The sequence below is a fragment of the Kitasatospora sp. GP30 genome (assembly GCF_029892145.1).
Taxonomy (GTDB): domain Bacteria; phylum Actinomycetota; class Actinomycetes; order Streptomycetales; family Streptomycetaceae; genus Kitasatospora; species Kitasatospora acidiphila.
Window position 1 is genome coordinate 421,708 of sequence record NZ_JARZAH010000002.1, and the last position, 22,645, is coordinate 444,352.

At 74.1% G+C, this 22,645-nt stretch carries 19 protein-coding genes and 1 pseudogene; 7 read left to right on the plus strand and 13 right to left on the minus strand.

Features of this window, described 5'->3' with window-relative positions; translation table 11 throughout:
• Nucleotides 1-53 precede the first annotated feature (53 nt).
• Nucleotides 54-2,048: a GAF domain-containing protein gene (locus P3T35_RS05235; RefSeq protein ID WP_101384968.1), complete on the minus strand. Its 1,995-nt coding sequence runs from the start codon at nucleotides 2,046-2,048 to the stop codon at nucleotides 54-56.
• A gap of 313 nt (nucleotides 2,049-2,361) precedes the next feature.
• Here P3T35_RS05235 and P3T35_RS05240 point away from each other — a divergent pair, with 313 nt between their 5' ends.
• Complete coding sequence (locus P3T35_RS05240; protein WP_280704379.1) at nucleotides 2,362-4,140, plus strand: regulator; 1,779 nt, start codon at nucleotides 2,362-2,364, stop codon at nucleotides 4,138-4,140.
• Nucleotides 4,141-4,354: 214 nt separating this feature from the next.
• On the opposite strand, the gene P3T35_RS05245 is transcribed toward P3T35_RS05240, so the two are convergent.
• Both P3T35_RS05245 and P3T35_RS05250 read right to left on the minus strand, forming a co-directional pair.
• Entirely contained in the window at nucleotides 4,355-5,680 is a 1,326-nt protein-coding gene (locus tag P3T35_RS05245) for an NAD(P)/FAD-dependent oxidoreductase (protein WP_280704381.1), read from the minus strand.
• A 321-nt stretch (nucleotides 5,681-6,001) separates the two neighbouring features.
• A complete protein-coding gene (locus P3T35_RS05250; protein ID WP_101380005.1) occupies nucleotides 6,002-6,925 on the minus strand; it encodes a TIGR01777 family oxidoreductase in 924 nt (307 codons plus the stop codon).
• A gap of 99 nt (nucleotides 6,926-7,024) precedes the next feature.
• Here P3T35_RS05250 and P3T35_RS05255 point away from each other — a divergent pair, with 99 nt between their 5' ends.
• The gene (locus tag P3T35_RS05255) at nucleotides 7,025-8,053 is read left to right on the plus strand and encodes a DUF2510 domain-containing protein (RefSeq protein WP_180356417.1); all 1,029 of its coding nucleotides are present in this window, start codon (nucleotides 7,025-7,027) and stop codon (nucleotides 8,051-8,053) included.
• Nucleotides 8,054-8,058: 5 nt separating this feature from the next.
• The gene (locus P3T35_RS05260) at nucleotides 8,059-8,442 is read left to right on the plus strand and encodes a hypothetical protein (protein WP_101380004.1); all 384 of its coding nucleotides are present in this window, start codon (nucleotides 8,059-8,061) and stop codon (nucleotides 8,440-8,442) included.
• On the opposite strand, the gene P3T35_RS05265 is transcribed toward P3T35_RS05260, so the two are convergent.
• The 7 genes and pseudogenes from P3T35_RS05265 to cobU all read right to left on the minus strand — a co-directional run.
• Nucleotides 8,439-8,954 carry a DUF4240 domain-containing protein gene (locus P3T35_RS05265; protein ID WP_101384965.1) on the minus strand — a complete coding sequence of 172 codons (516 nt, stop codon included), beginning with the start codon at nucleotides 8,952-8,954 and terminating at the stop codon, nucleotides 8,439-8,441. The two genes, P3T35_RS05260 and P3T35_RS05265, sit on opposite strands and share 4 nt — an antisense overlap.
• A 190-nt stretch (nucleotides 8,955-9,144) precedes the next feature.
• A complete protein-coding gene (gene sucB, locus P3T35_RS05270) occupies nucleotides 9,145-10,935 on the minus strand; it encodes a 2-oxoglutarate dehydrogenase, E2 component, dihydrolipoamide succinyltransferase (protein ID WP_101380003.1) in 1,791 nt (596 codons plus the stop codon).
• An 81-nt stretch (nucleotides 10,936-11,016) separates the two neighbouring features.
• Nucleotides 11,017-12,405, minus strand: a complete 1,389-nt coding sequence (gene lpdA, locus P3T35_RS05275) for a dihydrolipoyl dehydrogenase (protein WP_101380002.1) — start codon at nucleotides 12,403-12,405, stop codon at nucleotides 11,017-11,019.
• Between the two features lie 416 nt (nucleotides 12,406-12,821).
• Nucleotides 12,822-14,312: a leucyl aminopeptidase gene (locus P3T35_RS05280; RefSeq protein WP_101380001.1), complete on the minus strand. Its 1,491-nt coding sequence runs from the start codon at nucleotides 14,310-14,312 to the stop codon at nucleotides 12,822-12,824.
• Nucleotides 14,313-14,459: 147 nt separating this feature from the next.
• Complete coding sequence (locus tag P3T35_RS05285) at nucleotides 14,460-15,245, minus strand: adenosylcobinamide-GDP ribazoletransferase (RefSeq protein WP_101384964.1); 786 nt, start codon at nucleotides 15,243-15,245, stop codon at nucleotides 14,460-14,462.
• On the minus strand, nucleotides 15,242-16,357 hold the full coding sequence (locus P3T35_RS05290) for a nicotinate-nucleotide--dimethylbenzimidazole phosphoribosyltransferase (protein WP_101380000.1): 1,116 nt from the start codon (nucleotides 16,355-16,357) through the stop codon (nucleotides 15,242-15,244). The genes P3T35_RS05285 and P3T35_RS05290 overlap by 4 nt, the downstream gene beginning before the upstream one ends.
• An 11-nt stretch (nucleotides 16,358-16,368) precedes the next feature.
• A pseudogene (cobU, locus tag P3T35_RS05295) lies at nucleotides 16,369-16,956 on the minus strand (bifunctional adenosylcobinamide kinase/adenosylcobinamide-phosphate guanylyltransferase); the annotation flags it as partial.
• Between the two features lie 104 nt (nucleotides 16,957-17,060).
• Here cobU and P3T35_RS05300 point away from each other — a divergent pair.
• On the plus strand, nucleotides 17,061-17,264 hold the full coding sequence (locus P3T35_RS05300) for a hypothetical protein (RefSeq protein ID WP_101379998.1): 204 nt from the start codon (nucleotides 17,061-17,063) through the stop codon (nucleotides 17,262-17,264).
• 19 nt (nucleotides 17,265-17,283) lie between these two features.
• On the opposite strand, the gene P3T35_RS05305 is transcribed toward P3T35_RS05300, so the two are convergent.
• Nucleotides 17,284-18,000, minus strand: coding sequence for a class I SAM-dependent methyltransferase (locus tag P3T35_RS05305; RefSeq protein ID WP_180356416.1), 717 nt, complete (start codon nucleotides 17,998-18,000; stop codon nucleotides 17,284-17,286).
• A 215-nt stretch (nucleotides 18,001-18,215) separates the two neighbouring features.
• Nucleotides 18,216-18,812: a DUF3043 domain-containing protein gene (locus P3T35_RS05310; protein ID WP_101379996.1), complete on the minus strand. Its 597-nt coding sequence runs from the start codon at nucleotides 18,810-18,812 to the stop codon at nucleotides 18,216-18,218.
• A 228-nt stretch (nucleotides 18,813-19,040) separates the two neighbouring features.
• On the opposite strand from P3T35_RS05310, the gene P3T35_RS05315 reads away from it, so the two are divergent.
• Together P3T35_RS05315 and P3T35_RS05320 are read left to right on the plus strand one after the other, a co-directional pair.
• Nucleotides 19,041-19,862 (plus strand): PspA/IM30 family protein, encoded by an 822-nt coding sequence (locus tag P3T35_RS05315; RefSeq protein WP_280704386.1) that lies wholly within the window; start codon nucleotides 19,041-19,043, stop codon nucleotides 19,860-19,862.
• A gap of 35 nt (nucleotides 19,863-19,897) precedes the next feature.
• Entirely contained in the window at nucleotides 19,898-20,191 is a 294-nt protein-coding gene (locus tag P3T35_RS05320) for a hypothetical protein (RefSeq protein WP_101379994.1), read from the plus strand.
• A 76-nt stretch (nucleotides 20,192-20,267) separates the two neighbouring features.
• Here the strand turns inward: P3T35_RS05320 and nadA are convergent, their stop codons facing one another.
• Nucleotides 20,268-21,440 carry a quinolinate synthase NadA gene (nadA, locus tag P3T35_RS05325; RefSeq protein WP_101384963.1) on the minus strand — a complete coding sequence of 391 codons (1,173 nt, stop codon included), beginning with the start codon at nucleotides 21,438-21,440 and terminating at the stop codon, nucleotides 20,268-20,270.
• A gap of 217 nt (nucleotides 21,441-21,657) precedes the next feature.
• Between nadA and P3T35_RS05330 the strand changes: the two genes are divergently transcribed.
• Nucleotides 21,658-22,584 (plus strand): NADP-dependent oxidoreductase, encoded by a 927-nt coding sequence (locus P3T35_RS05330; protein ID WP_101379993.1) that lies wholly within the window; start codon nucleotides 21,658-21,660, stop codon nucleotides 22,582-22,584.
• Nucleotides 22,585-22,645 lie beyond the last annotated feature (61 nt).

Below are 22,645 nucleotides of genomic sequence, written 5' to 3' on the forward strand. Positions count from 1 at the left end.
GCGAGCGCGACCCGGGGCCGACCCGCCAACCTCGCCACTGTACGCCTGCTCGTTCAACCGTCCGAGAGCAGCGCCAGCCGCAGGGCCAGCTGGAGCTCCAGCGCGCGCTCCGGCCCGTTCCAGTCCCGCCCCAGCAGCGCCTCCACCCGGTCCAGCCGCTGCACCACCGTGTTCACGTGCACATGGAGCTCGTCCTTGGCCCGGGTCAGGCTGCCGCCGCAGGCGAAGTAGGCGCGCACGGTGCGGACCAGCTCGGTGCCGCGCCGGGCGTCGTACTCCAGCAGCGGCCCCAGGGTGTGCGCCACGAAGCCGGCCACGTCGTGCCCGTCGCCGAGCAGCACCCCGAGGAACCCGAGCGAGGCGGCCGAGGCGCCGTCGCCGGTGCGGCCCAGCGCGTGCAGGGCACGGACGCAGCGCGCCGCCTCCGCATGGGCGGCCGCCAGCGCGGCCGGGCCGGCGGCCGGGCGCCCCGCGCCGACCGTCACCGGCTGCCCGGCCAGCCGGGCCAACCGCTGCGCCGCGGCGGCCGCCGCCTCGTCCGCCGCCATGTCCGCACCGGCACCCGGATCGGCCGGCAGCAGCAGCACCACCGCGTCCTCGTGCTCCGCGCTGACCCCGCGGGCGCCGTCCCCCAGCCTTCGGCCGGTGGGGGCACCTCCCGGCCGCCAGGCTGGGGGAGGACCCCCCGGCCGGGCGGGCCGGCCGAACAGGTACTGGGCGGCGGCCCCGGCCAGCCGGGACCGCCCGTGCGGCCCGGTCTCGGCGACCAGCACCAGGTGCGGGCGGGACAGGTCGACGCCCAGCCGGCGGCCCCGGGCCAGCAGCGCGGCCGGATCGCGGTCCGGCGCGGTCAGCAGGTCGGTGAGCAGCTCGCCGCGCACCCGGTGCTCGGCCTCGGCGGCCGACCGGCGCAGCAGCAGGAGCAGCGCGGTGACCACGCCCGCCCGTTCGAAGAGCCGCCGGTCGGCGTCGTCCAGGTCGCCGCGCCCGGACAGCAGCAGCGAGCCCAGCAGCTCCTGCCCGGCCAGCACCGCGCAGACCCAGCCGTCACCGTGCCGCACCGCGCGGCCCTCGGCCCGGGACCGCTCCACCGCGCCGGCCAGGCCCGCCGTGGCGGCCCGCCCGGTATGGGGGTACCCCTCGGCGTCCTGCACCGCGATCCGGCCGCCCAGCAGGGTGGCGACCTCGCCGGCCACCTCGGCCAGGTCCGCGCCGCGCAGCACCAGGTCGGTCAGCCGGTCGTGGGCCTGCTCGGCCCGCTGCGCGGCGGCCGCGTTCGCCCGGATCACGGTGTCGGCGGCGTTCAGCTCGGCCAGCGCGGCCCGGGTGTCGGCCAGCGCCCCGGCGGTGTCCAGCGCGATCGCGGCGTGCGCGGCCAGCGAGCAGAGCAGCGCGACCTGGTCGGGGGCGAAGGCGCGCGGCTGCCGGTCGGCCGCGAACAGCACCCCGACCACCTGGCGCCCGAGCAGCAGCGGCACCCCGAGGATCGCCACCAGGCCCTCCTCCGCCACCCCGGCGTCGATCCGCCCGGTGTGCCGGAACCGCTCGTCGGTGCGGTAGTCGGGGGTGGCGTACGGGCGGGCGGTCTGCGCGACCAGGCCGCCGAGGCCGTCGCCCAGGTTGAGCCGGAGGTTCTGGAAGAGCGGCGAGACCGAGCCGTCGGTGACCCGCATGTAGGTGTCGCCGGCCGCCTCGTCCGGCAGCGTCAGATAGGCGGTGTCGGTGCCCAGCAGCAGCCGCGCCCGGTGCACGATCGCCCGCAGCACCTGGTCCAGGTCGCGGGAGGCGGCCAGGTCGGTCGCGGTGTCGAAGAGCGCGGTCAACTCGGCCTCGCGGCGGCGGTGCTGACCGAGCGTGCGATGGACGGTGAGGGCCAGCGCGGTGGCCTCCTCGATCTCGGCGAGCACCTCGGGCCCGGCGCCGTCGCGGCGGGCCCGGGCGGGCACGGCGGCGTAGTCCTCGGCGGCGGCGCCGGCGGCCAGCAGGTCGAGCAGGCGGCGCAGCGCGGGCGCGCCACCCGGAGCGGGGAGTGGTGCGGGGTGGCTCATGGTGCCCGACATGGTGTCAGAACGGCGGCCCGGTACGGAAGATCGCGGCATGTGGGTGGCCGCCACAGTGTCGCCGCTCGGCATGGTGTTCCCAGCCACCACGGGCTCGGCGCCGAGAACCCGCGCGAACCCAAACCACAAGCGCCCCGGGTTCAGCGGATCGGACGCGTGCCCTTCACCCGTTCGGAGGATTGCCCGGCCATAACCGCCCAGAGCGCCCGAATGCTCGCTACATTCACGCCGATTCCCGACAGGGGCGTCGCGAACGGCACCGGGGGCCCGGACTGCGGCGTCCGAGAGGTGTTGACTGATCATGCCCCAACGGCCTGCAACCGACAGCCCGGCCTACCGTCCGCTCGACCCGACGGACCCGCTGGACCCGCACGAGCGGCAGTCCGACCCGACGCCGCACGGCGCCGCCCTGCCCGGGCCGCGCCAGGACGCCGGACACCAACCGGACGGACCGGACGGGCCGGCCGCCGACGCCGCCGCGCACTCCGAGGCCGGCCGGGCCCAGAACCCGCTGCTGGCCGCGCTGATCGAGGAAGCCGGCTTCTCGCACGCGGGCCTGGCCCGCCGGGTCGACCAGCTGGGCCTGGAACACGGCCTCGACCTGCGCTACGACAAGACCTCGGTGACCCGCTGGCTGCGCGGCCAGCAGCCCCGGGGTGCCACGCCCGCGCTGATCGCCGAGGTGTTCACCCGCCGGCTCGGCCGCCGGCTCTCCGCCCAGGACATCGGCCTGGACGCCTGCGCCCCGGTCTACGCGGGCCTGGAGTTCGCCGAGACCCCGCAGGAGGCCGTCGACATCGTCTCCAGCATGTGGCGCAAGGACACCGGCCCGCAGTCCGAGCTGCGCCGGATCGCCTTCACCCCAGCCGGCCTCGTGGTGCCCAGCCGCGACTGGCTGATCGGGCGCAGCGACGAACAGGTCGCCAGGGACGGCTCGGCGGGCATCTACGTATCCGGACCCGACGGCCCGCTGGCCAAGCTGGACCCGGCGCTCGACCACCCCGACCCGGGCGGCCGCGGAGCGCGCGGCACCCCGGCGGGCCGGGTGCCCTCGCAGGCCCGCCGCCCGCTGGTCTCCGGCGCCCGCACGGTGCCGCTGCCCGGCCCGGCGCACGGCGGCGCGGCCGGCTCCGCCGGTCACGACGAGCGGCCGCGCTCGCAGCGGGCCGGGCTGCGGGTGGGCCGGGGCGACATCGCCGCGGTGCGCGCGGTCGGCGACCTGTTCCGGGCACTGGACAACGCCTACGGCGGCGGCCACGCCCGGCAGGCCCTGGTGCGCTACCTGGAGAGCGAGGCCGAGCCGATGCTGCGCGGCCGGTACGGCGAGCAGATCGGCCGGGCGCTGTTCGGCGCGGTCGCCGACCTGACCAGACTCGCCGGCTGGACCAGCTTCGACATCGCCGCGCACGGGCTGGCCCAGCGCTACTTCGTGCAAGCGCTGCGGCTCTCCCAGGCGGCCGGCGACCGGGTGCTGGGCGGCTACGTGCTGATCACCATGAGCCAGCAGGCGGTCCACCTGGGCCACGGCCGGGAGGCGGTGCAACTGGCCCGGGTCGCCCAGCAGGGCGTCGGCAGCACGGCGCCGGCCGCCGTGCAGGCGCTGATGCACGCGGCCGAGGCCCGCGGGCACGGGATACTGGGCGATGTCCGCTCCTGCACCGCCGCCCTGGTGCGGGCCGAGCGCTCGCTGGCGCTCGCCAGGACCGGCGACGACCTGCCTTCCTGGGCCAGGTTCTTCGACGAGGCCCAGCTCGCCGACGAGTTCGCGCACTGCTACCGGGACCTCCAGCAGTGGCGCCCGGCCATGCAGCACGCCGAGAAGTCGCTGCGGCTGCGCTCCTCCGGCTACGCCCGCAGCCGGGTGTTCTGCCGGATGGTGCTGGCCGCCGCCCGGCTCGGCATGGGCGAGGTGGACGAGTCCTGCCAGCTGGCCACCGAGGCGCTGCGGGCGGCCGGTGAGATGCGCTCCGCCCGCACCGTCGAGTACCTGCGGGACTTCCACCGCCGGCTGGCCCCCTACCGGGGCAGCCCGGCCGCCCGCGCCTTCGAGGAGGCGGCCCGGCAGGCGGGGGTGCTCTGACGGATCGTCAATTGCCGTCCGGGGCTGACGAGGTGTCGGGCCCACCGGCCCGACGCTCGGTCAGATGCCGCTCAGTGCGAGGACGGCGGCGGCGCGCGTAGCGCCTTCGCGGAATATCCGGGAGGTCGACACGGCGCCAGATCACGGCTCAGCTGCCGTGGCGCCGTCCGGCGGGTGTCGGGCCCGGTCCGGGCCCGGCACCCGCCGGGTGCCGTCAGGCCGCCGCGCGGTCCTGGCCGGGTTCGGTGGCGGCGATCCCCAGGTCGCGCAGCACGGCCAGCGCCGCCCGGCGGCCGGAGACCATCGCGCCGTGGGCGCTGCTGGTGTCCCGGTGGTCCCCGCAGACGTAGAGGCCGGCCAGTACCCGGACCGGGCGGTGGAAGTTGTGCGGGGGCGGCATCGCCGGTACGGCGTCCGGGAGGTGACGCACACTCAGGAACTCCCAGTCGCGGGTCGGCACCTGGTAGAGCTCGGCCAGCCGGGCCCGGACCAGCTGCTCGGCCGCGGCCGGCCCGCCCGCCCAGGCGCGCCGGCCCAGCACCGTGGTGGCGACCAGTGAGCGGCCGGCGGGTGCGTAGGAGGGGTGCACCTGGCTGAGCACCAGGGCGTGCGAGACCGGTGCCGGGCCGACCGTGTGGTCCGCGTCCAGGAGCAGCAGCGGCTCGGTCAACGGGGCGTCGGCGCAGCTGTGGTAGAAGGTCGTCACCGGTTGGAAGTCGGGCAGCCGCAGCCCCGGCAGCAGCTCCACGGCGGACCGGGCATCGGTGGCCAGCACCACCGCGCGGGCGCCGAGCCAGCCGTGCTCCTCGGTCTGCACCCCGTCGGCGCCGACCGAGGTCACCCGGGTGTTCAGCTGGACGGTCCCGACCGGCAGCGTGGCGGCCAGCTGCGCGGGCACCGCTCCGGTGCCGGCGGCGGGCAGCGCCAGCCGCCCGCGGGCGTAGCCGCGCAGCACCAGGTCGGCCACCCGGCTGCTGGTGCCGAGCGCCGGATCGCTGAGCAGCGCGGTCAGCAGTGGACGCAGGAAGCCGTCCACCACCCGGTTCGGCAGGCCGCGTTCGGCCAGCGCCCGGGCGGTGGTGGTCTCGGGCCGGGCCAGCAGCTTGGGGACCGGCGCCGCGGCCAGGCGGCTGAGGGTGGCACCGAGCCTGGCCTTCTCCAGCGGGCTGCCCAGCGGCGACCGGGCGGCGACCTGCCGGGTGCCGCCGAGCTGCGGGCTGCCGACCCGGTAGCGCCGGCCGGCGCTGTGCACCAGGACCCCGGGGGCCAGCGGGCTCAGCCGCAGGTCGGCCAGGTCGAGCCGGCGGGCCAGCTCGGGGAACCCGGTGTTGAGCAGCTGGCTGCCGTGCTCCAGCCGGTATCCGTCCAGCTGGTGGCCGGCCATCCGGCCGCCGATCCGGTCGGTCGCCTCCAGGATCCGCACCTGGAGTCCGGCCCGGTCCAGCGCCCGGGCGGCGGTGAGTCCGGCCAGTCCGGCGCCGACCACCACCACATCGGGGTCGTCGGACCGGCTGCGGCGGGTGAAGTCGTGTGGGGTCACGGGTGAGCTCCCTCCCTGGTCCCGGGTCTCCGGCCGGCGGACGGCTGCGGGCATGCCGGGATGGTCCAGGGGGTGATGCCCCGTCAGTTGCTTGATCAGGCGGGCAGACCGCTCCGGATCGCCGGCCTCCGCACGGTGGCGGTGGCACGGGCTGGGGGCACGCGATTGCGCCGTGCGCCGTCGCGTGCGCCCCTGCGCCGGGGGTGGCTGGTGCGCGCGCGGTGCTGCGGTCGGGGCCGCGCGCCGCGGGTCGTCAGCGTCCCAACCGTCCGCGTCTCACCGGCCCGCGTCCCAACCGCCCGCGTCCCGACTCTCCGCGTCTCACCCGTGCGCACCGCGGGTCACGGCCGCCCGCAGGGCGTCGGCCACCTGCGGGTGGGCGAACCGGAAGCCCGCGGTGAGCAGCTTGTGCGGCAGCACCCGATGGCTGCCCACCACCTCGATCGCCATGTCGCCCAGCACCAGCCGCAGCGCCCACTCCGGCACCGGCAGCACCGTGGGCCGGCCGAGCACCCGGCCGAGCGCCCGGGTCAGCTCGGCGTTGGTCACCGGCTGGGGTGCCGTCAGATTGACCGGACCGCTCAACTCCTCGCAGTCGATCAGGAAGCGCAGCGCGGCGACCTGGTCGGCCAGCGAGATGAAGCTCCAGTACTGCTCGCCGCTGCCCAGCCGGCCGCCCAGGCCCAGTCGGAAGAGCGGGAAGAGCCGGGCGCCCGCCCCGCCGTCGGCGCTCAGCACCAGCCCGGTGCGCGGGTGCACCACCCGGATGCCGGCTTCCGCCGCCGGGCGGGCCGCACCCTCCCACTCCACGCAGACCCCGGCCAGGAAGTCGTCCCCGGGCGGCGCGGTCTCGTCGATCACCCGGTCGCCGGTCTGCCCGTAGTAGCCCACTGCCGAGGCGCTGACCAGGACGGACGGCGGGGTGTCCAGCCGGGTCAGCGCATTGGCCAGGGTGAGCGTGCCCTGCACCCGGCTGTCGCGGATCCGCTGCCGGTAGGCGTCCGTCCAGCGGTGGTCGGCCACCCCGGCGCCGGCCAGGTGCACCACGGCCCCGGTCCCGGCCAGACCGGCCAGGTCGACCTCGCCGCGGACCGGGTTCCACCCCACGCCCACCGACCCGTCGGGCTGCACCCCCAGCCCGGTCCGGTGGCGGACCAGCCGCAGCACGTCATGTCCGTCGGCCAGCAGGGAACGGACGAGGGCGGAGCCGATCAGCCCCGAGGAACCGGTGACAGCGATACGCATGGGGCCATCCTGGCAGCCGGCACCGGGCGGGCGGTGGCTGACCCGCCCTCAGGTCGCCCGCCCTGTCTGCGAGTGGACCCGGCCCGATACGGTGAACCGGTGAGCACCTCCACCCCTCCCGGTTGGTACCCGGACCCGCGGGCCGCCGGGCACGAGCGCTACTGGGACGGCCGCGACTGGACCGGGCAGAGCCGGCCGCCGACCGTACCGGCCGCGGGCCCGGTCCCCGACGCCACCCCTGCGTACGGCCAGCCGGCGATCCCGGAACCGCTGGTGCTCCCCGGCCCGGTCTCCGACGCCTCCCCGGCGTACGGCCATCCGGCCATCCCGGAGTCGCTCGTGCTCTCCGAGCCGCCGGAGCCCGGGGGGTACGCCGGCCCGCCGCCCGTCCCAGAGCCCGGCGGCCACCCGCTCGACCCGCCGCCGCAGAAGCGCACCGGGCTGGTCATCGGCCTCACGGCGGGCGCGCTGCTGCTGGTGACGCTCGTGGGCGGGCTCGCCATGATGCTGTCCGCAGGGGGTGCCGCCCGCAGCAGCGACGTGGCGGGCGCCCCCGCACCGGCTCCGGGCGCCGCCCGGCCCACCGATCAGCCGGACGGCGTCCGACCGTTGACCCCCGCGCCGCCCCTGCCGACCAGCGGCGGGCTCCAGGACCAGCAGCACGGCTGGAACGTCCCGCTGCCGGAGGGCTGGCAGGTGGCCGACCCTGACGACAGCCACACCCTGATGATGGTCACCAGCCACTACGAGTGCGGCACCCCGGGCGGGTGCGTGCGCGGCAACTTCGCGATCGACGCCAAGCCCTCGCGCGGCAGCGACGCCGAGACGGTGGCCCGGCTGACCATGGCCTCGTACGCGCAGCAGACCTACGGCACCCCCGTCGACCACCAGGAGCTGACCTGCGCCCCGATCACCGTGGCCGGCCAGACCGGCTTCGCGGTCCGCTGGCGGGTGGTGCCGCAGCAGGGCACCCCGGCCTATCTGCTGCTGGTCGCCGTCCCCGCCGCCGACGGTGACTTCACCACCATGGTCGGCTCGGTCGACGACAGTTCGAAGTCGCCCGACCGCGCCATCCTGGACCGGATCGCCGCCGGCATCACCGCCGTGGTCCCGGCCAACGCCTCGTAGCCGCCATGACCCGCAACGTCCGCCGGGTCCGACGCCTGCTGGTGGGGGACGCCGCCTACCGCTGGACGGTGGGCCACCAGCGCCGCGTCCGCTCGGCACCGTGGCCTCCCGGGGAGTGCCATGTGCTCACGCTGCGGCGGGAGGGAGCGCACGGGCGGCTCCAGATCGGCTTCCAGAAGCGGCCCGGACACCTGGTGCCCGACGGCTACCTGCCGTCCGGAGCAGTCGGCAGGGCGGGCGGGGCCTGCCTCAACCTGCACCAGCCCGGAACCGTCCGGGCCCTCCTGGACGAGGCGCTCGCCCACGGCTGGCGGCCCGACCGGCCGGAGCCCGTCCACCTCGACGGCTGGCTCCTCTTCGACGCCGTGGCCGCGCGGCGGCCGGGCTAGTCCCCGAACCGCTCCCAGAGCCTGGGGAAGCGCTCGGCCAGGGTGGCGGGGTCGTCGAAGTCGAACGGCTGCCCCGCGGGCCGGCGCGGTTGGCCGGTGCCGAGGTCGGGCAGCGGAAGGCCGGTGAGCTGCTCGTGCGCCTCGTCGGCGGCGTAGCCGATCTCCTCGGCGTCGCCGTCCTCCTCCTCGTCGAAGTCGGGCACCAGCTCCGCCAGGTCGTCCGGGTTGTGCACCGCGCCCTCGAAGACCTCCCGGCCCTGGGCGATCAGCCAGCAGCGGAAGTAGTCGAACGCGTCATCCGAGGCTCCGTCCAGCAGCAGCACCGCGGCACCCCACAGCTCCCAGGTGTACGCGCGCTGGAACCGCGCCTCGAACAGCCGGGCGAAGTCGATCACCTCGTCCGGCGTCAACTGCACCAGCCGCTCCACCAGCAGATCGGCCTGGTCCTGCGGATCACCGTCCGCGGCGTCCCGGGACTCGTCGATCAGCTGCCAGAAGTCGGTCTCGTACATCACGCCCACCAGCATCGCCGCTAGGGGGTGCGAATGCATGCGCACGCGCCGGGGTAGCGGGGCGCGCGCTCGCTGGGTTGGGGGAACGCCCTCGCTTCTACGCGCTCCACGGGGCACGGTCACTCGGAAACGGAACGCCGCCGGCCGGTGCCCGCGAGGGACACCGGCCGGCGGCGTTGACAGCAGACCCTTACAGGCCGAGCTCGACCTCGAACTCGCCCGCCTCCAGGATCTCCTTGACGGCCACCAGGTAGCGGGCGGCGTCGGCGCCGTCCACCAGGCGGTGGTCGTAGGAGAGCGACAGGTAGGTCATGTCGCGGATGCCGATGGCGGTGCCGCCGTCGGCCTCGATGACGACCGGGCGCTTCACGGTGGCGCCGATGCCCAGGATGGCGGCCTGGGTCGGCGGCACGATGACGGTGTCGAAGAGGGCGCCGCGCGAGCCGGTGTTGCTGATGGTGAAGGTGGCGCCGGACAGCTCGTCCGGGGTGATCTTGCTCTCGCGCACCTTGCCGGCCAGCTCGGCGGTCTTCTTGGAGATGCCGGCGATGTTGAGGTCACCCGCGGCCTTGATGACCGGGGTCATCAGGCCCTTCTCGGAGTCCACCGCGATACCGATGTTCTCGGTGTCGAAGTAGGTGATGGTGCCCTCGGCCTCGTTGATCCGGGCGTTGATCGCCGGGTGGCTCTTCAGCGCCTGGGCGGCGGCCTTGACGAAGAACGGCATCGGCGACAGCTTCACGCCCTCGCGGGCCAGGAACGAGTCCTTGGCCTTGCCGCGCAGCGACATGATCTTGGTGACGTCCACCTCGACCACGCTGGTCAGCTGGGCCTGCTCGTGCAGGGCCTTCATCATGTTGTCGCCGATGACCTTGCGCATCCGGCTCATCTTGACCGTCTGGCCGCGCAGCGGGGACGGCGCGGCGGCGGCCTTCGGAGCGGCCGCAGCGGCGGGAGCGGTGGCCGGGACGGCGACAGCGGCGGCCTTCGCGGCCTCAGCGGCGGCCAGCACGTCCTGCTTGCGGATCCGGCCGCCGACGCCGGAGCCGGTGATCGCGGAGAGCGCGATGCCCTGCTCGGCGGCGAGCTTGCGGACCAGCGGGGTCACGTAGGCGTCACCCGAGTCGGCGACCGGCGCGGCGGCGACCGGAGCGGCCGGGGCGGCAACCGGGGCCGGGGCGGCGGGAGCCGCGGGGGCGACCGGAGCCGGAGCGGGGGCCGGGGCGACCGGAGCCGAGGCAACCGGAGCCGGGGCCGGAGCAGCGGCAACCGGGGCCGGGGCGGCCGGAGCAGCCGGGGCCGGAGCGGCAACCGGAGCCGGAGCAGCCGGGGCGGCCGGAGCAGCCGCAGCCGCACCCGCGGCGCCGATCAGCGCGAGCTGGGCGCCGACCTCGGCGGTCTCGTCCTCGCCGACCAGGATCTTCACCAGGGTGCCGGCGACCGGCGACGGGATCTCGGTGTCGACCTTGTCCGTCGACACCTCGAGCAGCGGCTCGTCGACCTCGACGGTGTCACCCTCGGCCTTCAGCCAGCGGGTGACGGTGCCCTCGGTGACCGACTCGCCCAGCGCGGGCAGCAGCACCGGGGTGGCGTCGCCGGCGGGGGCGGCCGGGGCCGGGGCAGCGGCGGCCGGAGCCGGAGCGGCCGGGGCCTCGGCAACCGGAGCCGGAGCGGCCGGAGCGGCGGCGACCGGGGCCGGAGCGGCCTCGGCGGCGGGGGCCGGGGCGGCGGCCGGGGCACCGGAGCCGTCCTCGATGATCGCCAGCTCGGCACCGACCTCGACGGTCTCGTCCTCGGCGACCTTGATCGAGGCCAGGATGCCGGAGGCCGGCGCGGGGATCTCGGTGTCGACCTTGTCGGTCGACACCTCGAGCAGCGGCTCGTCGGCCTCCACTCGCTCACCCTCGGCCTTCAGCCAGCGGGTGACAGTACCTTCGGACACACTCTCGCCCAGCGCGGGCAGCGTTACTGAGACCGCCATGGTTTCAGCGACTCCTATCAAGTCTTGCGTTCAGGGAAGTCCGTATGAATGGACCGGATAAGTGGTGCGGGGCGAGAGGGCTCAGTCGTGCGCGTGCAGCGGCTTGCCGGCCAGCGCCAGGTGGGCCTCGCCGAGCGCCTCGGACTGGGTCGGGTGCGCGTGGATCAGCTGGGCGACCTCGGCGGGCAGCGCCTCCCAGTTGTAGATGAGCTGGGCCTCGCCGACCTGCTCACCCATCCGGGCGCCGACCATGTGGACGCCGACCACGGCGCCGTCCTTGACCTGGACCAGCTTGATCTCACCGGCGGTCTTGAGGATCTTGCTCTTGCCGTTGCCGGCCAGGTTGTACTTGAGGGTGACGACCTTCTCCTTGCCGTACAGCTCGACCGCCTTGGCCTCGCTGATACCCACCGAGGCGACCTCGGGGTTGGAGTAGGTCACGCGCGGCACGCCGTCGTAGTCGATCGGCACGGCCTTGAGGCCGGCCAGCCGCTCGGCGACCAGGATGCCCTCGGCGAAGCCGACGTGGGCCAGCTGCAGGGTCGGGACCAGGTCGCCGACGGCCGAGATGGTGGGCACGTTGGTGCGCATGTACTCGTCGACCAGGACGTAGCCGCGGTCCATCGCGACCCCGGCCTCCTCGTAGCCCAGGCCCTGCGAGACCGGGCCGCGGCCGATCGCGACCAGCAGCAGGTCGGCGTCGATCTGCTTGCCGTTCTCGGTGGAGACCCGCACACCGGTCTCGGTGTACTCCACGCCCGAGAAGCGGGCCTTGAGCTCGAACTTGATGCCCCGCTTGCGGAAGGCGCGCTCCAGCAGCTTGGAGGAGTTCTCGTCCTCCAGCGGGACCAGGTGCGGCAGGGCCTCGACGATGGTGACGTCGACGCCGAAGGACTTCCAGACGGAGGCGAACTCGACACCGATCACACCGCCGCCGAGGATGACGGCCGACTTCGGGATCCGGTCGAGCTTGAGGGCGTGGTCGGAAGAGATGATCCGGTCGCCGTCGATGGTCAGGCCGGGCAGCGACTTCGGGACCGAGCCGGTGGCCAGCACGATGTGGCGGCCCTCGACCCGCTGGCCGTTGACATCCACCGAGGTGGCCGAGGAGAGCCGGCCCTCGCCCTGGATGAAGGTGACCTTGCGGGAGGCGACCAGGCCCTGGAGGCCCTTGTACAGGCCGGCGATCACGTCGTCCTTGTACTTGTGGACGCCGTTGATGTCGATGCCCTGGAAGGTCGCCAGCACACCGAAGTCGGCGGCTTCCTTGGTCTCGTCCGCGATCTCGGCCGCGTGCAGCAGCGCCTTGGTCGGGATGCAGCCGCGGTGCAGGCAGGTGCCGCCCAGCTCGCCCTTCTCGATCAGGGCCACGCTCAGCCCGAGCTGGGCGGCGCGGAGCGCCGCGGCGTAGCCGCCGCTTCCGCCTCCGAGGATGACTACGTCGAAAACGGTGCTGGCGTCGTTCGCCACGTCACGTCCTCCATGCAATGGGTGTGGATCGTCCGGGCCGGTGCTGGTTCCGCCAGTACTGGTTGTCCAGGTGTCGGAAGCCCTTGTGAGGCGCCCAGTCGTGCCGGAAATACATCTTCGCACTTGTTCACCGCGACTGATGTCCGGGTCCGTGCCCCGGGGGGTCGGACGGCCCGGTCCGCACCCCGCCGGGACCCGGGATGACCCCCGTCTGCGCAGGTCAAGGCCGTGATCAGGCGGTTCTGGCGGGCCGCCGCGCCAGACCCGCCCCGGCACGATTCCACTGTGTGGAACAAAGTTTCGCCGGAGGCGAACAGAGAGATGAACGGGACTCGGCGGGCTACCAACCGGTAACCAGGCGCAAAAGTCAACAGGGCCCGGTGCGAGAAGCACCGGGCCCTGTTCGAGGGGGCGGGTCAGCCCGCGGTCTCGACCGCCAGCTGCACCAGGGTGCGCACCGCGCTGCCGGTGCCGCCCTTCGGGGTGTAGCCGTACGGGGCGCTCTCGTGGAACGCCGGGCCGGCGATGTCCAGGTGCGCCCACTCGATGCCGTCGGCCACGAACTCCTTCAGGAACAGGCCGGCCACCAGGCCGCCGCCCATCCGCTCGCCCATGTTGGCGATGTCGGCGATCGGGGAGTCCATGCCCTTGCGCAGCTCAGCCGGCATCGGCATCGGCCAGGACTGCTCACCGGCCCGGCCGGCGATCGCGTGCAGCCGGTCGCGGAACTCGTCGCTGCTGCTCAGCACACCGAAGGTGCGGTTGCCCAGGGCCAGCACCATGGCGCCGGTCAGGGTGGCCACGTCGACGATGGTGTCCGGGTTCTCCTCGCCGGCCCGCACGATCGCGTCGGCCAGCACCAGGCGGCCCTCGGCGTCGGTGTTGAGCACCTCGACGGTCTTGCCGCCGTACATGCGCAGCACGTCACCCGGGCGGGTGGCGGAGCCGGACGGCATGTTCTCGGCCAGCGCCAGCCAGCCGGTGACGTTGACGGCCAGGCCCAGCCGCTTGGCGGCGACCACGGCGGCGAACACGGCGGCGGCGCCGGACATGTCGCACTTCATGGTCTCGTTGTGGCCGGCCGGCTTCAGCGAGATGCCGCCCGAGTCGTAGGTGATGCCCTTGCCGACGAAGGCGAGGGTGGCCTTGGCCTTCGGGTGGGTGTAGGCGATCTTCACCAGCCGGGGCGGGTTGGTCGAGCCGTTGCCCACGCCCAGCAGGCCGCCGAAGCCGCCCTTGGTCAGCGCCTTCTCGTCCAGCACCTCGACCTTGAGCCCGTACTCCTTGCCGACGGTCTGCGCGATGGTCGCGAAGATCTTCGGGTTGAGGTCGTTCGGCGGGGTGTTGATCAGGTCGCGGGCGCGGTTCATCTCCTCGCCCAGCACGGTGGCGCGCTCGATCGCGGCCTTGGCGTCCTTGCTGCCCTTGCGGCTGGTCAGCACGGTGAGCTCGCCGACCGGCTCCTTGCCGCCCTCCGAGGTGCGGTAGACGGTGAAGTCGTACGCACCCAGCAGGCCGCCGAGCGCCACGGCCTCGACCTCCTCGGCCGAGTCGGCCGGCAGCAGCAGGCCCGCCTTCTTGGCCCCGGCCAGGGTGCGCGCGGCGACACCGGCGGCGCGGCGCAGCGCCTCGCCGTCGAAGCCGTCCTCGGAGGCGTCACCGAGGCCGACGGCCAGCACGAAACCGGCCTTGACACCGGCCGGAGCCGGCAGCTTGGTGGTCTCGCCCTCGGCGCCGGTGGCACCCAGGGTGGTGAGCAGATCGGTCAGCTTGCCTTCGAACGCCTCCGCCACGGCCTCTGCGCCGGCGGCGACCACCAGGCCCTTGGGGCCCTTGGCCACGCCGATCACCAGGGCGTCCGCGCGCAGCGCGGTGGCGGAGGAGGTGCTCACAGACAGTGCAGTCACGTATTGTGTCCTGTTCTTTCGCGGTCCACGGCCGGATTTGCGGCATGGCTACAGCCCAAGCATGCTCCGTCGTGGCGGCGCAGGGCTACGGTGCGCATGGTAGTCCGCGGGTTGGGATGCCGTGCCCCCTGGGATGCAGACGGTTCTTCAGGGACCCAGTGCGAGAGCGGCCAGCGCGGCCATGGCGGCCGTCTCCACCAGCGCACCCAGCACGTCCCCGGTGATCCCGCCGAACCGCCGCACGCAGCGCCGCAGCAGGACGACCGCCACCAGCTGACCGAGGATCAGGGCCAGCGCATACCGAGGGTGACGGCCGGCCAGCGCCACCGCACCCGCCGTCAGCACGGTCACCGCGAGTGCCGCCCGGGTCGACACGGTCGCGGCCACCATGGCGCCCAGCCCGCCCGGCCGGGCGGCCGGCACCTGCTCCCGGCAGCCCCAGAGCAGCGCACACCGGCCGGCCGCCCCGGCGGTCAGCGCGGCGAGCAGGCCGCGCCCCGCCGAGTGCCCGAACTGCTGGGCCAGCACCGCGATCTGACCGGCCATCAGCAGGACGAGGGTGAGCACGCCGAACGGGCCGATGTCGGACTGCTTCATGATCCGCAGCGCGTCCTCGGCGGGCTTGCCGCTGCCCAGGCCGTCGGCCACGTCGGCCAGCCCGTCCAGGTGCAGCCCGCGGGTGAGCACGGCCGGCAGCGCCACCGCGGCGACCGCGCCGAGCAGCGGCCCGGCGCGCCAGCAGAGCAGCGCGCCGACGGCCCCGGCCAGCGCCCCGACCAGCAGGCCGACCAGCGGCGCGGCCAGCATCGCCCGGCCGCCCGCCGCCCGGTCCCAGCGCTCGACCCGGACCGGAAAGACCGTCAGGGTGCCGAACGCGAACCGCAGTCCGGCCAGCCGCTGTCCGGGCGACGGCTCCGCGTCCGGCGTGCTCAGAGCTTGCCCAGCAACTCGGCGGCGGTCGGCAGCGGGCGCGGCCGGCGGGGCGTGGACGGCAGCGCCGGCTCGAACAGCTCCTCGGCGAGGGTGTCGGAGGCGGCCTGCAGCAGCGGCAGCGCCAGAGTCGCGCCGACGCCCTCGCCCATCCGGGTGTCCTGCTCGTGCAGCGGGGTCAGGGTGAGCCGGTCGTAGGCCTTGGCGAGCGCCGGCTCGCCGGTCAGCACGGCGCCCCGCCACCACTCCGGGGCCCGGAACGCCACCCGCTGCGCGACGAGCGCGCAGGCGGCCGACACCACGCCGTCCAGCACCACCGGCAGCCGGCGCACCGCGGCCTGCAGCAGGAACCCGGTGATCGCCGCGAAGTCGGCGCCGCCGGTGGCCGCCAGCAGCGCCAGCTGGTCGCCGAGCACCGGGCGGGCGCGGCGCAGCGAGTCGCGGATCGCGGCGCACTTGACCATCCAGACCTGGTCGTCGATGCCGGAGCCGCGGCCGCAGACCGCGGCCGCGTCGGTGCCGCAGAGCGCGCCGATCAGCACCGCCGCGACCGTGGTGGAGCCGACCCCGAGGTCGCCGAGCAGCACCAGGTCGGTGCCGAGTTCGGCCTCCTCGTCGGCCAGCGCGGTGCCGACCGCGAACGCCGCGGCGGCCTCCTCGCGGCTGATCGCGTCCATCCGGTCGATCCGGCCGGAGCCGCGGCGCACCCGGTGCGCGGTGACGTCCTCGGGGAACTCCTCGAGCGGGGCGTCCACCGCCACGTCGACCACCCGCAGGCCGGCGCCGTAGCGGCGGGCCAGCCGGGCCACCGGGGCGGTGCCGTCCAGCACCGCGTGCACCCGGCGGGCGGTGCCGCCGGTCGCGGGCAGCCGGGAGACGCCCAGCTCGGCGATGCCGTGGTCACCGGCGAACAGCAGCACCTTGGGTGCGGTGACCGGTCGCACGGGGGAGGCGCCCTGGACCGAGGCGAGCCAGTTGCCCAACTCCTCCAGGCGTCCCAGCCCGCCGCGCGGCTGCTCCAGCTCCTGCCAGCGCTGCTCCGCGGCCCGGCGGGCGGCGTCGTCCGGCCGCTCGACCTGGGCGGCGAACATGTCGAGATCCACGGTGGTGTCCATCGCGGGGAACCTTACCAATCAGCCCCGGAGGGGCCGCCAGTAGTGGGGCGGACCCTCCGGGCGTCCTTCACCGTCATCACCTGACCGGCCACCACCAGCAGGACCTGGTCGGCGGCCTCGGCGACGGCCATGTTGAGCCGCCCCAGGGTGTCCCGGAACCGCCGGCCGGCCGCGGTGGCGGGCACCACGCCCAGCCCGACCTCGTTGCTGACCAGCACCACCCGACGCGAGGTCAGCCGGACCGCCTCGGCCAGCTCGGCGCACCGCTCGGCCACCGACGCCTCGGCGGACCGGACCCAGTCGCCGTCGTCCCAGGCGCCGGCCCGGTCCATCACATGGGTCAGCCACAGGCCCAGGCAGTCGATCAGCACCGGGGCCGGGTCGGATTCGTCGGCCAGCACCGCCTCCAGGTCCCAGGTCTCCGCGGTGCGCCAGCCGGCCGGCCGGCGCCGCCGGTGCAGCGCGACCCGGGCCGCCCACTCGGCGTCGCCCTCGCGGCTGCCGCCGGTGGCCACGTAGAGGACGTCGGGGTGCTCGCCGAGCAGCTGTTCGGCCCGGGTCGACTTGCCGGACCGGGCCCCGCCGAGGATCAGGGTGCGTGTCATACGCTCCATCCTGGCCCACCGGGGTTGACCGGTGGCAGGGCGGGCAGCCTGCCTGTCTGGAGCTCGCACGACAGAGACGACAGAGACGGAGTGGACCCATGGCGTGGACGTGGCAGTACCTGGGGGCGGACGGCGCGCAGCTGAACCCGGCGAGCGGCTCGGGCGAGGAGTTCTCCAGCCAGGGCGACGCGGAGAGCTGGATCGGCGAGGAGTGGAAGGGCCTCAAGGAGGACGGCGTCGACACGGTGGTGCTGCTGGAGGACGGCGCGAAGATCTACGGGATGAGCCTGCAGGAGGGCTGACGGTCCGCCGGGGCGGGCACTACTTGGTGCCCACCAGGTGCAGCAGCGCGGCGACCTGGCGGTACGGGTCCTCGCGCCCGGCCCGCTCCTCGGCGTCCAGCAGCTGACCGAGCTGGCGCCCGTCCACCGGGGCGGCGTGGTCCGGCGTCGCGTCGGTGAAGACCCGCACGCCGTACCAGTGCCGCAGCGGCACGGACACCTCGCGCAGGGTGGTGGCCAGATCGGCGAGCCGGTCGGCGCGGGCGCTCAGGCCGAGCCGGTTGGTGTAGTGGTCGGAGTCGAAGGCCTGCACGGCGGCACGCCAGTCGCCGGTGAGGCCGGCCCGCATGGCCAGCGCGTCCCGGTTGCGGGCGAGCAGCGAGAGCAGGCCGCCGGGGGCGATCATCCGGGCCAGCGAGGCGATCAGCGGGCCGGGGTCGGGCAGGTACATCAGCACCCCGTGGCAGAGCACCACGTCGAAGCTGCCCGGGTCGAACCAGCGCCCGCAGTGGTGGCCGTCGCCGCTGAGCAGCCGGACCCGGTCGCGCACCTCGGGCGACTCGGCGCCGAGCAGCGCCTGGGCGGCGCCCAGGGTGACCGGGTCGGAGTCCAGGCCGGTGACCCAGTGGCCGGCCCGGGCCAGCCGGATGGCCTGGGTGCCCTGGCCGCAGCCGACGTCCAGCACCCGCAGCGGCTCCTGGACCACCCGCATCCCGAAGTGCTGCAGCAGCTGCTCGGCCAGCTGGCGGCCCACCATCTCCTGGCGGACCAGGTTGTGCAGCCCGCCCTGCCGTTCCAGCCAGGCTCCGGCGCCGCCGGCGAACGAGCCGCTGCGGGCGGGCAGGCCGTGCTGCGGGTAGCCGTTGCCCGCGGCGCGCTCGTGCCCGCCGTCGGTCTGGCCGGGCAGCGCGTACAGGCCGGGCCCGGTGCCCGTGGCGGCGGGGGCCCAGTCGTACGGCAGCGGTTCCGCGGTCAGGGGTGCTCGCCCCGCTTCACCTGCGGCTTGGGAAGCCGCAGTCGGCGCAGCTGGAGGTTGCGCATCAGGCCGTACATCACGGTGCCGCGGCTGTCGGTGTCCGGGAACCGGTTGGCCAGCGCCCGGCGCAGGCCCAGGCCGAGCCGCACGAAGTCGACGATCACCAGGATCAGGAAGATCAGGAAGAGCAGCGTGGAGAGCAGCTGCAGGGCCGGCACCCGCACGATGCTGAGGATCAGGATCAGCACGGCGAACGGGAGGAAGAACTCGGCCACCGACCAGCGGGAGTCCATGTAGTCGCGGGCGAACTTGCGCACCGGGCCCTTGTCACGGGCCGGCAGGGCGCGCTCGTCACCGTTGATCAGGGCCTCGCGCTGCTTCTCGCGCTCGGCTCGAAGCCGCTCCCGGGACTGCCGGGACGCCTCCTTGCGGTCCTTGGGCACGCTCACCCGGACGCGGCGGTTGGCCTGGGCCTCGCTGCGCTTGGGGGTGGGGCGGCCCTTCTTCGCCTGCGGGTCGCGGGTCTGGGCGTCGTCCTGCTCGGCCAGCGCGGTGGCGGAGGAGGTGGCTTCATCTGAACGGCGTCGGAACACGATGACAAGGGTACGGGGTGGTGGTCCCGTACGGTTGCCCCCGTCCGGGCGGGCCGCGAGTAGGGGGTGCAGATCCACCCAGGGGATGAGGCCGGGGCATGGCCGGTCGTAGCAGTCTTGTTGCAGCAGAGGGCACTGCGGTGATGGCCCCGCTGCACCTACACTCGCAGTAGATAATTCGGTACGAGATAGCAATCCGCAGCCCGGAGAAGGGGGCACCCGAGGCCCATGAGCGACGGAATCATGAAGCGTATGGGGTTGATCTTCCGCTCCAAGGCGAACAAGGCCCTGGACCGGGCGGAGGATCCCCGCGAGACGCTGGACTACTCGTACCAGAAGCAGCTCGAGCTGCTGCAGAAGGTCCGCCGGGGTGTCGCCGACGTCGCCACCTCGCGCAAGCGGCTGGAGCTCCAGCTGACCCAGCTCCAGCAGCAGTCGGCCAAGTACGAGGACCAGGGCCGCAAGGCGCTGTCCCTGGGCCGTGAGGACCTGGCTCGGGAGGCGCTGACCCGCAAGTCGTCGATGCAGTCCCAGATCAACGACCTCCAGGTCCAGTACCAGCAGCTGCAGGCCGAGGAGGAGAAGCTCACGCTCGCCTCCCAGCGGCTGCAGGCCAAGGTGGACGCCTTCCGTACCAAGAAGGAGACCATCAAGGCCACCTACACCGCTGCCCAGGCGCAGACCCGGATCGCCGAGTCGTTCTCCGGCATCTCCGAGGAGATGGGCGACGTCGGCCTGGCGATCCAGCGGGCCGAGGACAAGACGGCGCAGATGCAGGCCCGGGCCGGCGCGATCGACGAGCTGCTCGCCTCCGGCGCGCTGGACGACTCCTCCGGGCTCGGCCGCAAGGACGACATCGAGGCCGAGCTGGAGCGGGTGGCCGGCGGTAGCGACGTGGAGCTGGAGCTGGCCCGGATGAAGGCCGAGCTGAGCGGCGGTTCCACCGGCCCGGCGGCGCTGGAGCAGGGCAACGGCGGCGGCGCGCAGCAGCACCAGAACGGGCACGGCCAGCAGGACACCCCGCCGCCCACCATCAACTACCAGAAGTAAGTCCACCGGCTCGAACAGCAGGGAGAAACACCGGCATGATCATGCGGATCATGGCTGAGGGCCAGTTCGAGGTGGCGGACGAGCACCTGAACCGGCTCAACCAGCTCGACGACGAGCTGCTCAAGGCGCTGGACTCGGGCGACGAGGGCAAGTTCCGGACCGCTCTGGACAACCTGCTCGGTGCGGTGCGCGAGGCGGCCGTCCCGGTGGCGGCGGACTACCTGGGCCCGTCCGACTCGATCCTGCCGCGCGACGGCGCCACGATCGAGGAGGTCCGGGAGTTGCTGCGGGCCGAGGGCGACGGCCTGATTCCGGGCATCCCGGAGTAGCGGCCGACCGACGTCGAAGGGGCGGCACCCGCACTGCGGGTGCCGCCCCTTCGACGTGAGGCGACGTGAGGAATCGTTACGGCAGGGCCAGCATCCGGTCCAGGGCGGCCTTGGCGAACTTCTCGGTCTCCGGGTCCACCGTGATCACGTTCGGCACCCGGCCCTCGACCAGCGACTCCAGCGCCCACACCAGGTGCGGCAGGTCGATCCGGTTCATCGTGGAGCAGAAGCAGACCGAGCGGTCCAGGAAGACGACCTCCTTGTCCGGGTGCGCCTTGGCGAGCCGGCGGACCAGGTTGAGCTCGGTGCCGATGGCCCACTTGGAGCCGGGCTCGGCGGCGTCCAGCGCCTTGATGATGTACTCGGTGGAGCCCACCAGGTCGGCGGCGGCGACCACCTCGTGGCGGCACTCGGGGTGCACCATCACGGTGACGCCCGGGATCCGCTCCCGGACCTCGGCCACCGAGTCCAGGGTGAAGCGGCCGTGCACCGAGCAGTGCCCGCGCCAGAGGATCATCTTGGCGTTCCGCAGCTCCTCGGCGGTCAGGCCGCCGTTCGGCTTGTGCGGGTTGTAGAGCACGCAGTCGTCCAGCGAGAAGCCCATGTCCCGCACCGCGGTGTTGCGGCCCAGGTGCTGGTCCGGCAGGAACAGCACCTTCTCCCCCTGCTCGAAGGCCCACTCCAGGGCCCGCTTGGCGTTGGAGGAGGTGCAGATGGTGCCGCCGTGCTTGCCGGTGAACGCCTTGATGTCGGCGGAGGAGTTCATGTAGGAGACCGGCACGGTCACGTCGGCGATGTCGGCGTCCCGCAGCACGTCCCAGCACTCGGCGACCTGCTCGGCGGTGGCCATGTCGGCCATCGAGCAGCCGGCCGCCAGGTCCGGCAGCACGACCCGCTGCGCGTCGCCGGTCAGGATGTCCGCCGACTCGGCCATGAAGTGCACACCGCAGAAGACGATGTACTCGGCCTCCGGACGGGCCGCCGCGTCGCGGGCCAGCTTGAAGGAGTCACCGGTGACGTCGGCGAACTCGATGACCTCGTCGCGCTGGTAGTGGTGGCCCAGGATGAAGACGCGGTCACCGAGCTTGGCCTTGGCGGCGCGGGCGCGCTCGATCAGCTCCGGGTCGGAGGCGGGCGGCAGATCGCCGGGGCACTCGACGCCGCGCTCGCTGTTCGGGTCGGCCTGGCGGCCGAGCAGCAGCAGGGCCAGCGGCGTGGCCGTCGGCTCGGTGAAGGTGCTGTCAACGATGGTGGTCACGGGCGGCTGCCCTCCTGTGGGGCCGGACACTACCAGCCTTCTCGTCTATCTGACGCTATCTATCATAACCCTGTTAGCGTCACTCTGACGATGGACATCGTGTCGATGTGACGCGATCGTCTCGACGGATCGGCGTGACGTCAGGTCGACTCGACTCAGTGCGCACGCGTCCCGGCGATCGTGGCCGGGAGCGTGTTTGCTGGGCTCTATGAAGGCAATCGCGATCCAACGCTACGGCGGCCCCGAAGTCGTCGAGTTCATGGAGCTGCCCGACCCCAAGCTGGATCCCGACGCGGTGCTGGTCCGGGTCAAGGCGGCCGGCGTCAACCCGGCCGACCGGCACATCCGGGAGGGCACCGCAGACGCCGTGCTGGAGGTGCGGTTCCCGCTGGTCATGGGCTGGGACGTGGCCGGCGTGGTGGAGCGGGTCGGCCCTGCGGTGACCGAGTACCAGGTGGGCGACAAGGTGATCGGCTACGTCCACAAGGACTGGGTGCAGAACGGCACCTTCGCCGAGCTGGTCGCGTGCCCGGTGCGCACCCTGGCCCGCAAGCCCGCCTCGCTGGACTGGGCGCAGGCCGGCGGGCTGCCACTGGCCGGGCTGACCGCCTACCAGGGACTGCACGGGGCGCTGGCCGTCAAGCCGGGCGAGACGGTGCTGATCCACTCGGCGGCCGGCGGGGTGGGCAGCATGGCCACCCAGATCGCCGTCGCCCTCGGCGCCCGGGTGATCGGCACCGCGAGCGAGCACAACCACGGCTATCTGCGCTCGCTCGGCGCCGAGCCGGTCGCCTACGGGGAGGGGCTGGCCGACCGGGTCCGGGAGCTCGCCCCGCAGGGTGTGGACGCCGCCTTCGACCTGGTCGGCGGCTCGGCGCCGGAGGTGTCCCGGGAGCTGGTCGCCGACCCGGGGCGGATCGCCTCGATCGTCGACACCGCCGTGGTCGACCACGGCGGCCGCTACGTCTGGACGCGCCCCGACCCGGCCGACCTCGCCGCCCTCGGGGAACTCGCCGACAGCGGCCGGCTCACCGTCAACGTGGCCGCCACCTTCCCGCTGGCCCAGGCCGCCTCCGCCCAGGAACTGCTGGCCGAGCGCCGCACCCGCGGCAAGATCGTGCTGACCGTGGACTGATCACCGGATGGTGGACTGATCAGCAGGGTTCGGGAGAATGGGGGCGGCGGTAACCGCCGTC